Origin of the sequence: Mycobacterium sp., from assembly GCF_035314905.1 — a bacterium.
Lineage (GTDB): Bacteria > Actinomycetota > Actinomycetes > Mycobacteriales > Mycobacteriaceae > Mycobacterium.
Map to the genome: position 1 here is coordinate 1 of NZ_DATFYW010000240.1, position 11101 is coordinate 11101.

Genomic DNA, 11101 nt, shown 5'->3' on the forward strand with positions numbered 1-11101 from the left:
AACCACGCCCACGCCATGTGTGTGACCCGCGAGCAGCTGTTCTACGACGACCTCTACAGCTACAACCGGTTTGGCCCCAGCCGGCTGGGGGCGGGGCTGGCCGCGATGTTCCCCGGGCTGCCCGCCGCCGACGTGACCGACATCACCGAGCTGCCCGGCGCGGTGGCCGCCGCGCTGGAGGTCGAGGGCCCGTCGGTGCTCAGCGTGGAGTGCTCGGCCGATGAAATCCCGCCGTTTGCCAACTTTTTGGACGGTGTCAGCTCGACAACCGTTGCCGCCGCGCATTATCCGATGACGAAGGAGAACCGCCCTGATGTCGCTGCCCGCTCTTGAGGACATCGCCACCCATACCGGCACCACCGGGCCCCTCGACGGGGTGATCCGCATCGAGACCTCCCCGCGGGAGGCGGCCACGCCCATCATCGTGGAGATGATGCGCTCGGTGTACCCCCATGATCAGGTGTTCGGCCAGTACTGCACGGTCAACGGCTACATCGACTGCCCGCCCGACGCGTTGTTCGACTACCTGGCCGACACCCGCAGCCTGGAGGAATGGACCTACAGCCTGCGCGGGTTCGAGCCCACCGAGCAGCCCGGCCTGTGGTTGGCCTTCGACCGGCTGGGCTCGGAGACCAAGATCTACACCCGCACCATCGCCAACGCCGAGGCGCGCACCGTGGACTACCACTGCGCCTGGGATCAGGGCACCCACCTGTGGATGATCTACCTGATGCGCGTCATCGACGCGCAGACCGTGCTGGACAAACCCGGGTCGGTGGTGTTGTGGACCAACTGCCATCACCCGTTCTATGACCACAACCCCTACCCGCAGGCGGCCCCGCCGCAGCGCCCGGTGTGGGTCGGGGACTTTTGGGACATGTTCGGCGCCGGCCACGCCCTGGAACTGCAAAACCTCAAGGCCATCGCCGAATACCGCCACCGCAACGGCCTGCCGGTCACCCCGGCCTGGATGAGATGAGCACACCCATGACCACACCGGCCGTCAGCCTGATCGACGTCTCCACCTATCGACCCGGCGAGCCGATCGGGACGGAGTACTACGCGAACTACGCCAGCTCCGACGAACTGCGCGACAACCTGATGTTCCGGGCGCCGAAGTTCCGCCACCACATCGCCGAGGACGAGACGGCGACAGACATGATCGAACGCGCCGCCACGGGTCTGATCGAGAGGCACGGGCACGACACCATCGCGAACGTCGACGTGTTGATCACCCATACCCAGATGCCCGACATGCCGTTCTACGGCGGCGGCGGGGGCATCGCGCACCGGCTTGGCATGAAGCCGAACTGGGTGCTCGACCTGCACAACGGCGGCTGCGCGGCGTTTGTTCTCGGCCTCAACGTCGCTCGTCGGCTGCTGGCTTGCGGCCAGGGCCGGACCGCGTTGATCGCGGTCGCCCAGAACGCGGCCGGACAGGTCTTCGACCAGCCCGGGGTGCGGCGCAAGGCCCAAGCCGCGGTGCCCGGTGACGGCGCAGCGGTGGGCCTGGTGACCGTGTCGGATCAGTCTCCGATCCTCGATGTGGAATGCCGCACCTACGGCGAATACGCCGGCGAGATGACGATCACGATCGACGGGTCGCGCAAGTGGTGGCAGCCCGGTACGGGCGAGGCCTACATCGGCTTCACCGAGTCGAAGATCACCAAGGTCCTCGCGCGGGGCAACCGGCAGGTGCCCGAGGTGGCGCTGGCGGTCTGTGACCGGATCGGCGTGAAATCGAAGGATCTGGACCTGATGGTCACCAACCAGCCCAACCGGGTGTTCTTGCGCAACTGGCGGGAGGCGTTGGAGCTGCCGAAGGAGCGTCATCGCGACACCTTCGACGAATGCGGCAACCTGTTCGCCGCCGGCATCCCGGTCAACTTCGACGCCGCGATCACCGACGGCCAGGTCAAACCCGGTGACGTCGTGATGATGGCCGCGTTCGCCCACGCCGGCGACTTCGCCGGCGCCGCAGCGGTTCGATGGGGCGGCCGAGGCTGATGGGCGACCCCAGGCTGGCCGAATCGATCGCCGCCGAGGTGCTCGGCGCGCTGCCCGCTGCGATCGATCCGTTTGCGTTGTCGCTGAACGAGAACCCGTTCCCGCCGCTGCCGTCGGTACGCGCGGCGCTGATGGAGTCGATCGACGCGGCCAACAGGTATCCGGAGTTTCTGCCCGAAGGGATGCGCAGGCTGATCGCGGGCCGCATCGGGCTGCGCGAGGAACAGGTGGTGCTGGGTCAGGGGGCGACGGGCGTGATCCTGCAGGTGCTGCATGCGGTGACAAGCCACGGTGACCGGATGGTGATGACGTCGCCCACGTTCGACGGGTACCCGATCTTCGCTCAGATGGCCCGGCTGGTCCCGGTGACGGTGCCGCTGGACGAGCACGGCCACCACGACCTCGATGCGATGGCCGAAGCGGCGTCCGATGCCAGGGTGGTGGTGCTGTGCCGGCCGCACAACCCGACGGGGACGCTGGAATCCGTCGCCGACGTCGAGCGATTTCTGCAGCGGGTGCCCGGTGACACCGTGGTGCTGCTCGACGAGGCCTACATCGAGTTCGTCGCACCTGAGCACCGGCTCGACGCCGCGGCGCTGGTGCGTCGCTTCCCGAATGTGGTTGTGCTGCGGACGTTCTCGAAGGCCTACGGGTTGGCCGGCCTGCGCATCGGATACGCTTTCGGCTCACCGGAGCTGGCCGGCGTGCTGTGGTCGATGCAGTTGCCCTTCGGAATGGGCGTCACCAGCTTGGTCGCCGTCGCCGCTTCGTATCAGGCCGAAGCTCAACTGCGCCAACGGATCCGGTTGATCACCGGGGAGCGCCGCTATCTAGGCCGGCGGCTGCGGGCGATGGGTATCTACTGCACCGACGGGCACGCCAACTTCATCTACCTACCCGTTGCGACATACCTGCCCGCCGCGCGACGGTCGTGGCGTGACGTGTTCGACAAGTCCGCCCTGCAGGTACGCCACTACGCGGACGGCGGAGTGCGGATCACGGTCGGCGGACGCGCCTCCACCCGCGCGGTGCTGGCCGCTGTGGCGAAGTCGCAGGAAAACGCCGAAGGTTGACGCGGTCGCGGGCAGACCTGCGGTATGAAGGGGCGTGTGCTCGCAGCCGCCGCAGTCCGACAAGCGTGACCCGATCGCCCAGGCGCGTGAGAACTGGGAACGGTCCGGCTGGGGTGACGTCGCGGACGGCATGGTCGCGGTCACGTCGGTCATGCGGGCCCACCAGATCCTGCTGGCGCGGGTCGAGAACGCGTTGCGGCCCCACGACCTGAGCTTCTCCCGTTTCGAGCTCTTGCGACTGTTGGCGTTCAGCCGCTCCGGCGCCCTGCCGATAACCAAGGCCTCCGATCGACTGCAGGTGCACGTCACGAGCGTCACGCATGCGATCCGGCTGCTGGAGGCGGCCGGCCTGGTGGAGCGTGTGCCGCATCCCACCGACGGCCGCACGACGTTGGTGCGGATCACCGACTTCGGACGGACAACCGTCGAGGAAGCCACCCTCACGCTGAACAACGAAGTGTTCGCCGACATCGGGCTCTCCGATGAGGAGTCCCGCGCGCTGGTTTCGTCGATCGAAGCGCTACGGCGGGGCGCCGGCGACTTCTAGCCGGCTTCTGGCGCTACGGGCCGACCGTGGGCAGCGGAATCGTCGCGCTGACCGCGGTTCCCGCCCCCGGGCGCGAGCGGATGTTCAGCCGTCCGCCAACAATCTCCGCGCGTTCGGCCATCGACAGCAAGCCGTAGCCGCCCATCTCGTCGCCGCCGAGCGGATGCTCGAAGGTGTCGAAACCGACTCCGTCATCGACGATTTCGAGGCGAGCGGTGTCCTCGTCGACGGCGAAGGTCAGCTTGGCCCTCGTCGCCCTGGCGTGCTTGACGACGTTTTGCAGGCATTCCTGCGCGATGCGATACAGCGCCAGCTCGATGTGGTCGGGCAGCCGCCTGTCGGCCAGCTCGACTTCAAGGTTGATCTGGGGGATCGAGCGGGCCAGGCTTGCCAGGCCGCCGGCCAGCCCGAGATCATCGAGCACCGGGGGCCGCAGCCCGCCGATCGCCGCCCGCGCCTCCTGCAGCGTCAACTCCACCAGCTCGTGCGCCTTGGCCAGCTGCTCGGCCACGGCGGCCGGGTTCTCGCCCACCGCCCGCCGCGCGGCGTCGAGCCGATAAGACAGCGTGACCAGCCGCTGCGAGATGCCGTCGTGGATATCGCCGGCAAGCCGTCGGCGCTCGATCTCCTGCGCCTCGATCACCTGCTCGACGAAGTGCTCGTGAGCTCGCTGCTTGGACACCAGTTGGCGGTGCAGCCGGGCCTGGTGCAACGCACCCGCGATCAGCCGCCCGATCACCAGCAGCAGCTCCACATCGCGCCCGGTGAACTCGCGCCGCTCGACGGTGTGCACGTTGAGCACGCCCACGAGCCCGCCGGGGTCGGTCTCCATCGGCACCGACACCATCGACGTGAAGTCGCGTCCGCGCAAGGACTGAAACGGCATGTACCGCGGGTCGGCCTCTTTGTTGTGGCTGATCACCACCGGTTCGCGGTGACTGGCCACCCACCCCGAGATCCCCGAGCCCAGCGGCAGCCGGATCTTGCCGACCTCGCTGTCGAACGGCGGCGTCGCGCCGGTCAGCGTCAGCGAGCGGTCGCTGTCGTCGAGCACATGCACGAAACAGACGTCGGTGCCGGTGGCCGCGGTGATCATCCGCGCGGCCGCCGCCGCCAGCGGTTCGACACCCGGACCGCTGGAGGCCGCCTGGATCAGCTCGCGCAGCAACGCCAACTCGCGGTCGGCGTCGACGAGGTCACGTACCGCGTGGGGGCCGGTGTCCGACGTCATTGGTAGATGCCCTCGCGCAGCGCGGTGGCCACCGCTCCGGTGCGGTCGCTGACGCCGAGCTTGCGGTAGATCGAGCGCAGGTGGCTCTTGACCGTTTCGTCGCCGATCACCAGCTTGCTGGCGATGCCGCGGTTGGACAGGCCCGTCACCACATACGAAAGGATCTCGCTTTCCCGCTGGGTCAGGCCATGCCGCGCCCCGGGCCAGAACTCGTCGCGCTGCATGCGCGCCGCGGTGTCGACCGCCCGCACCGCCATGACCGGATCGATCGCGGTGGCCCCGCTGTGAACGAACTCCAGCTGGCGGACCAACTCGTCGCTGCTGATGCTTTTGAGCAGGTAGCCCGATGCGCCGACCCGCAGCGCCTGAAACAGATACTGCTCGTCGTCATACACCGACAGCATGACAACCTTCCGCTCGGGGTGACGCTCGCGCAGCGTCTGGCACAGGTCCAACCCGCTGGACCCCTGCATGCGCACGTCGCACAGCACGATGTCGGGGCTCAGCTCGTCGATCACGCTCAACGCACGCTCCGCCCCGACCGCCTGCCCGACGACGCGCACCCGGTCGGAGAACGCGGCGAGCATCGCCTTGAGGCCCTCGATCACCATCTCGTGGTCGTCGACGAGCACAATGCACACCGGTTCGGTGGCGGGTATCGCCATGGCAACACGATAAGGCCAGTCACCCTCAACGGGGGTAGGCAATAGCCTGGCGTATCCCCCTATTGGGGGATGCCCCGCGGCGCCGCGCCGGCGACTCTTGATTCGTGCCAACCACGCGGGAGGGGACACGTCCGACACGGACGTTCTGGTGGGACCGGGCACGGCCGGTCGACGCCGATGTCCGTCCGTTGCGCGCAGTGATCTTCGACATGGACGGCGCGATGGCCGACATCGAGCGCGACGGTCATCGCGCCGCTTTCAATGCCGCGTTCGCGGCGTTCGGCCTCAACATCGTCTGGGACGTCGACACTTACGGTCGGCTGCTGCACATCCCCGACGAGCTTGCGCGGATCGCGACCGACCTTCGTCGGCGCGGGTACGGGCGGGCGTCCAAACTCCTTGCGGCGCAGCTGCTCAGGACGAAGCGCGACGTGTTCGCCGACTGCGTGCTCGACGGTGACGTGACGCCCAGGCACGGCCTGATCGACCTGGTGATGAGCCTGTTTGTCGCCGGCGTCTGGGTAGGTGTGGTCACCCCGCACCCGCGGGCGTGGGCGGAGCCGCTGGTGAGGCAACTCGTCGGAGACGGGCTCGTCGAGACGATCGTGACGGGTGACGACACGTCGGACGCCACCGGGCCGGATGGCACCGGGGAGCCCGACGTGCACGGGCTTGCCCTGTGGGAGATGGGGGTAGGCCCGGAAAGCGCGGTGGCGATCGAGGGTTCGGCGGCCGGTCTGCGGGCAGCGACGCGCTCGGGGCTCGCGACGATCGTCGTGCCCACCGATTACACCGTCGGTGAGGATTTCACCGGGGCGGCAGAGGTTCGCTCGTCCTACGAGGGCGCCGACCCGCTGCTGGCGGCGTCGTGCGAGCGGTTGCACCGGCGCTGGTGGACGGGCAGGACGCGCACGGCGGCATAGGGGTTTGGCGTAGAAGGTTTGGAGCGCTTCGGGGTTTTCTAGCCCTTTCGGGGGTTTTCTAGCCCTTTCGGATCATCTCGATCACCGCGCTGAAGTCTTTGTCGGCGTGGTCGGCGGCGAACTTCGCGTAGATTTCCGCGGCGTGGGTACCCAGCGGCGCCGTCGACCCGGTCGAGTTGACCGCGTCCATCGCCAGCCCGAGGTCCTTGTTCATCAGCGCCGCCGCGAAGCCGGGCTTGAAGTCGTTGTTGGCCGGTGAGGTCGGGACAGGCCCGGGCACGGGGCAATTGGTGTGCACCGCCCAGCAGTTGCCGGTCGCGCCGGTGATCACATCGAACAGCGACTGCGCCGACAGACCGAGCCGCTCGGCCAGCACGAACGCCTCGCCGACGACGATCTGCTGCACGGCCAGCACCATGTTGTTGCACAACTTCGCGGCCTGACCGGCGCCTGTCGCGCCGCAGTGAATGATCTTGCCTGCCATCGGCTCCAGCACCGGCCGGCCTCTTTCCAGGGCCGCCTCGTCGCCGCCGACCATGAAAGCCAGGGTGCCGGCGACCGCACCCTTCACGCCGCCGGAGACCGGCGCGTCGATCTGGGCGAACCCGTGCGAACCTGCGAGCGAGTTGACGTGACGCGCGTCGTCGACGGAGATGGTCGAGCTGTCGATGAACAGCGCGCCCGGCGCCGCGGCGGGCAGAATCTCGGCATAGCACTGCTTTACCAGCTCGCCGTTGGGCAGCATCGTGATGACCACGTCGCCTTCGGCGACTGCTTCCGCACCGCTGCCGAACACCGTTACGCCCTTTTCGGCGGCCGCTTGCAACGCGCCCGGCACCGGGTCGAATCCGCGCACGGTGTGGCCGGCCGACACGAGGTTTGCCGCCATCGGGCCGCCCATGTTGCCCAGGCCCAGGAACGCGATGGTGCTCATGGTCCTCATTCCCTTCCAGGCCTTCCGGCCCTAGCCCGGGCGGCCTCGGCGCGGCCGATCACCACCCGCATGATTTCGTTGGTTCCCTCCAGGATCCGGTGCACCCGCAGGTCGCGAACGATTTTCTCCAAACCGTACTCGTGGAGGTAGCCGTATCCGCCGTGCAGCTGCAAGGACTGGTCGGCGACCTCGTAGCAGGCGTCGGTGACGAATCTCTTGGCCATCGCGCAGAGACGGATTTTGTCGGGGTCGTCGTTGTCGAGCGCGGCGGCGGCCCGCCACAACATCATTCGCGACGCCTCCAGCGACGTGGCCATGTCGGCCAACGCGAACCGGATCGTTGGTTCCTCGATCAGCCTGGTCCCGAACGCTTCCCGATCGCACAGATAGTTGACCGCCTTGTCGAACGCGGCCCGCGCGCCGCCCAGCGAGCACGCAGCGATGTTGATGCGGCCGCCGTTCAGCCCGTTCATCGCGACGCCGAAGCCGGTGCCTTCACCTTCGGCGCCCCCGAGCATCGCGTCCATCGGCACCCGCACCCCTTCGAAAATCACCTGGGCGGTGTGCTGGGCGTGCCACCCCATCTTCTGCTCCTGCGCCCCGAAGCTCAGCCCGGGTGTGCCTTTTTCGACCAGGAACGCGGAGATGCCGCGCGGGCCGTCAGGCCCGGTGCGGGCCATCACGACGTACACATCGGATGTTCCCGCCCCGGAGATGAACTGCTTGACGCCGTCGAGTACGTAGTCGGGGCCATCACGGACCGCCCTGGTGCGCAACGCGGCCGCGTCGGAACCGGCGGACGGCTCGGTGAGGCAGTAGCTGGCCACGGCCTCCATCGACGCCAGCCGCGGCACCCAGGTCTTGCGCTGCTCCGGGGTCCCGTAGGCGTCGACCATCCACGCACACATGTTGTGGATCGACAGGAACGCGGCGACCGCCGGATCGGCAGCGGCCAGTTCCTCGAATATCCGTGCCGCGTCGATCCGCCGCAGCCCGCTGCCGCCAACTTCTTCTGCGCAGTAGATCGCCGCCATGCCCAGTTCGGCCGACTCGCGCAACTCGTCGACCGGGAAATGCTTGGTCGCATCCCACTCCAGGGCATAGGGCGCGAGGCGTTTCGCGGCGAACGCGGCCGCCGTCTCCGTGATGACGCGTTCATCGTCGTCGAGCGTGAATGGAGGCATGGAGAATTCGGCGCTACTTCATCGTCGGGATGACGAACTCCGCGCCGTCCTTGATGCCGGAGGGCCAGCGCGACGTGACCGTCTTGACCTTCGTGTAGAACTGGATCGACGCCGGGCCGTGCTGGTTGAGATCGCCGAAGCCGGAACGCTTCCACCCGCCGAACGTGTGATACGCCACCGGCACCGGGATCGGCACATTGACACCCACCATGCCCACCTGCACCCGGGAAACGAAGTCGCGTGCGGTGTCGCCGTCGCGGGTGAACACCGCCACGCCGTTGCCGTACTCGTGTTCGGTTGGCATGCGCAGCGCCTCTTCATAGTCCTTCGCGCGCACCATGCACAGCACCGGGCCGAAGATCTCGTCGGTGTAGATCGACATGTCCGTGGTGACGTGGTCGAACAGCGTCGGGCCGATGAAGTAGCCGCCTTCGAGGTTCGCGTCACCGAACTGCAGATCGTCGCTGGCGCGTTCGCGTCCGTCGACGACGGCCTCGGCGCCCGCGGCCACACCCTGGTCGATGTAATCGCGCACCCGGTCCAGCGCCGCCCCGGTAACCAGCGGCCCGTAATCGGCCTTGGGGTCCAGGCTGTGTCCGACGCGCAAATTGTTGATCTTCTCGATCAGCCTGGCGCGCAACCGTTCTGCGGTCTGCTCGCCGACGGGAACCGCGACCGAGATCGCCATGCACCGTTCGCCGGCGCTGCCGTATCCGGCGCCTATCAGGGCATCGACCGCCTGGTCGAGGTCGGCGTCGGGCATCACGATCATGTGGTTCTTTGCACCGCCGAAGCATTGTGCGCGTTTGCCGTTCGCGGCGGCGGTGGCGTAAATGTACTGCGCGATGTCAGAGCTGCCGACGAAACCGACCGCTTTGACGTCGGGGTGCCCGAGGATCGCGTCGACGGCCTCCTTGTCGCCGTGCACCACCTGGAACACACCCTTGGGCAGCCCCGCCTCCAGGAACAGCTCGGCCAGCCGCACCGGCACCGACGGGTCGCGCTCACTGGGCTTCAGGATGAAAGCGTTCCCGCACGCCAATGCGGGGCCGGCCTTCCACAGCGGGATCATCGCGGGGAAGTTGAACGGCGTGATGCCGGCGACAACGCCGAGCGGCTGGCGCAGCGAGTACACGTCGATGCCCGAGCCTGCGCCTTCGGTGTACTCACCCTTGAGCAGATGGGGGATGCCGACCGCGAACTCGATGACCTCGATGCCGCGCTGAATATCGCCGCGCGAGTCGGCCAGCGTCTTGCCGTGCTCAAGCGACAACAGCTCCGCCAGTTCGTCTGCTTTCTGGTTCACCAGGTCGATGAACCGCATCAGCACCCGGGCGCGGCGCTGCGGATTCCACGCCGCCCACTCCTTCTGGGCCCCGGTCGCGACGGCGACGGCGGCTTCGACGTCGGCCGACGAGCCCATCGGCACCCGGGCCTGAACCTCGCCTGTGTTGGGGTTGAAGACGTCTGCGGTCCGTTGCGATTGACCGCCGGCGCGCTGACCGTCGATGAAGTGCGGAATCAGTGTGCTCATGAGATGCCCCGTGGATCGGCGTTGGAGGATAGTTGCATATCCTAGTAACTGTTTCGGGTGGTATGCAAGCCCGGGTTTGGAGACGTCCCCCGGGGTCGCGGGTTGGACGTCGAGTCGTCTGGGACTCGTCGGGACTCGTCGGGGGCTCGGTCGGGGACTCGTCGGGGACTCGTCGGGGACTCGGTCGGGAATAGGGGTCGGCTCGTCGGGAATAGGGGTCGGCTCGTCGGGAAAAGATGTCGGTGGATCCCGGTAATATCGAACATGTGTTCGAGAACGAACAGATCGAGGCGCTGCTGGCGCCGTTGGAGGGGGCGGTGGCCGATCTCGCCGATGATCGCTTCTCCGAGCTGGCGCCCGATGCGCTGGTTGAGGTCGGTGCCCGGGTGGAAGCCTGCATCCGGAGGCTGTCGGCGGTGGGTGGTGAGCTGGTCGCGGCGCTGGACGGGCGAAATTGTGGGCAGCCACGGGTGCGGGACCTGCTGGCCAACGCGCTGAATATCTCGGCGGCCGACGCGGGAGCGCGGATTGCCACCGCGGGCGATCTGGCCGGGCAGATGCCACGATTGGGCCACACCGCGGCGGCGGCCAAGGGGGGGCTGATCGGCGCCGAGGCGGTGCGCATCATCCGGGACACGGTGGCCAAGCTCCCGGATAACGCGGCGGGGGGTGACGTGGAGTTCTTCGACGTCGAGTTGGCCGCCGTGGCGGTGGCGCATCGTCCCGAGGTGCTGCGCCGGGAGGCGGCCAAGCTGCTGGCCGGCTATGACGCGGTCCGTTCGGATCCGGTGACGCGGGAGCGGGTGCGCGCGGCGCGGCGGGGGTTGCGGCTCGGGCCACAGGACGCCGACGGCATGAGCCGGGGCAGCTTTTGGCTGGATCCCGAGGCGCGCAGCTACCTGGAAGCGTTGTTGGCCAAGGCCGCCCGGCCGGGCATGTGCAACCCGGCCGACCCGCTGCCCAGCGTGGACGGTGACCCGGATCCGGTGGCCGCGTCGGGCGA

General features: G+C 68.0%; 11 protein-coding genes and 1 pseudogene. 7 read left to right on the forward strand and 5 right to left on the reverse strand.

Going from position 1 to position 11101, the window contains the following annotated elements; genetic code table 11:
* The 5 genes and pseudogenes from VKG81_RS20490 to VKG81_RS20510 form a co-directional block, all read left to right on the forward strand.
* Positions 1-333, forward strand: a pseudogene (locus VKG81_RS20490) (thiamine pyrophosphate-binding protein); the annotation flags it as partial.
* Positions 314-979, forward strand: a complete 666-nt coding sequence (locus VKG81_RS20495; RefSeq protein ID WP_324398558.1) for an SRPBCC family protein — start codon at positions 314-316, stop codon at positions 977-979. The pseudogene VKG81_RS20490 and the gene VKG81_RS20495, both read left to right, overlap by 20 nt.
* An 8-nt stretch (positions 980-987) precedes the next feature.
* On the forward strand, positions 988-2007 hold the full coding sequence (locus VKG81_RS20500; RefSeq protein ID WP_324398559.1) for a 3-oxoacyl-ACP synthase III family protein: 1020 nt from the start codon (positions 988-990) through the stop codon (positions 2005-2007).
* Complete coding sequence (locus VKG81_RS20505) at positions 2007-3080, forward strand: pyridoxal phosphate-dependent aminotransferase (protein ID WP_324398560.1); 1074 nt, start codon at positions 2007-2009, stop codon at positions 3078-3080. Before VKG81_RS20500 ends, VKG81_RS20505 begins: the two co-directional genes overlap by 1 nt.
* Positions 3081-3114: 34 nt before the next feature.
* Positions 3115-3627: a MarR family transcriptional regulator gene (locus VKG81_RS20510; RefSeq protein ID WP_324398561.1), complete on the forward strand. Its 513-nt coding sequence runs from the start codon at positions 3115-3117 to the stop codon at positions 3625-3627.
* 13 nt (positions 3628-3640) lie between these two features.
* Here the strand turns inward: VKG81_RS20510 and VKG81_RS20515 are convergent, their stop codons facing one another.
* Positions 3641-4858 carry a GAF domain-containing sensor histidine kinase gene (locus VKG81_RS20515; protein WP_324398562.1) on the reverse strand — a complete coding sequence of 406 codons (1218 nt, stop codon included), beginning with the start codon at positions 4856-4858 and terminating at the stop codon, positions 3641-3643.
* Positions 4855-5523 (reverse strand): response regulator transcription factor, encoded by a 669-nt coding sequence (locus VKG81_RS20520; RefSeq protein WP_324398563.1) that lies wholly within the window; start codon positions 5521-5523, stop codon positions 4855-4857. Before VKG81_RS20520 ends, VKG81_RS20515 begins: the two co-directional genes overlap by 4 nt.
* Before the next feature lie 104 nt (positions 5524-5627).
* Between VKG81_RS20520 and VKG81_RS20525 the strand changes: the two genes are divergently transcribed.
* Positions 5628-6446, forward strand: a complete 819-nt coding sequence (locus tag VKG81_RS20525; RefSeq protein ID WP_324398564.1) for an HAD hydrolase-like protein — start codon at positions 5628-5630, stop codon at positions 6444-6446.
* Between the two features lie 58 nt (positions 6447-6504).
* Here VKG81_RS20525 and mmsB read toward each other — a convergent pair whose 3' ends face one another.
* The 3 genes from mmsB to VKG81_RS20540 are packed head-to-tail and all read right to left on the reverse strand — an operon-like array spanning position 6505 to position 10098.
* A complete protein-coding gene (mmsB, locus tag VKG81_RS20530; protein ID WP_324398565.1) occupies positions 6505-7380 on the reverse strand; it encodes a 3-hydroxyisobutyrate dehydrogenase in 876 nt (291 codons plus the stop codon).
* 5 nt (positions 7381-7385) lie between these two features.
* Positions 7386-8564, reverse strand: coding sequence for an acyl-CoA dehydrogenase family protein (locus VKG81_RS20535; RefSeq protein WP_324398566.1), 1179 nt, complete (start codon positions 8562-8564; stop codon positions 7386-7388).
* Between the two features lie 13 nt (positions 8565-8577).
* Positions 8578-10098 carry a CoA-acylating methylmalonate-semialdehyde dehydrogenase gene (locus VKG81_RS20540; protein WP_324398567.1) on the reverse strand — a complete coding sequence of 507 codons (1521 nt, stop codon included), beginning with the start codon at positions 10096-10098 and terminating at the stop codon, positions 8578-8580.
* 266 nt (positions 10099-10364) lie between these two features.
* Here VKG81_RS20540 and VKG81_RS20545 point away from each other — a divergent pair.
* The coding region (locus VKG81_RS20545; protein ID WP_324398568.1) for a DUF222 domain-containing protein at positions 10365-11101 on the forward strand (737 nt) is incomplete at its 3' end.

What these genes read in the sequence shown, in the direction of transcription:
- VKG81_RS20540 (WP_324398567.1), bottom strand. Translation starts at nt 10,098, where the DNA reads ATGAGCACACTGATTCCGCACTTCATCGACGGTCAGCGCGCCGGCGGT.
- VKG81_RS20500 (WP_324398559.1), top strand. Translation starts at nt 988, where the DNA reads ATGACCACACCGGCCGTCAGCCTGATCGACGTCTCCACCTATCGACCC.
- VKG81_RS20495 (WP_324398558.1), top strand. Translation starts at nt 314, where the DNA reads ATGTCGCTGCCCGCTCTTGAGGACATCGCCACCCATACCGGCACCACC.
- VKG81_RS20535 (WP_324398566.1), bottom strand. Translation starts at nt 8,564, where the DNA reads ATGCCTCCATTCACGCTCGACGACGATGAACGCGTCATCACGGAGACG.
- mmsB (WP_324398565.1), bottom strand. Translation starts at nt 7,380, where the DNA reads ATGAGCACCATCGCGTTCCTGGGCCTGGGCAACATGGGCGGCCCGATG.
- VKG81_RS20515 (WP_324398562.1), bottom strand. Translation starts at nt 4,858, where the DNA reads ATGACGTCGGACACCGGCCCCCACGCGGTACGTGACCTCGTCGACGCC.
- VKG81_RS20505 (WP_324398560.1), top strand. Translation starts at nt 2,007, where the DNA reads ATGGGCGACCCCAGGCTGGCCGAATCGATCGCCGCCGAGGTGCTCGGC.
- VKG81_RS20520 (WP_324398563.1), bottom strand. Translation starts at nt 5,523, where the DNA reads ATGGCGATACCCGCCACCGAACCGGTGTGCATTGTGCTCGTCGACGAC.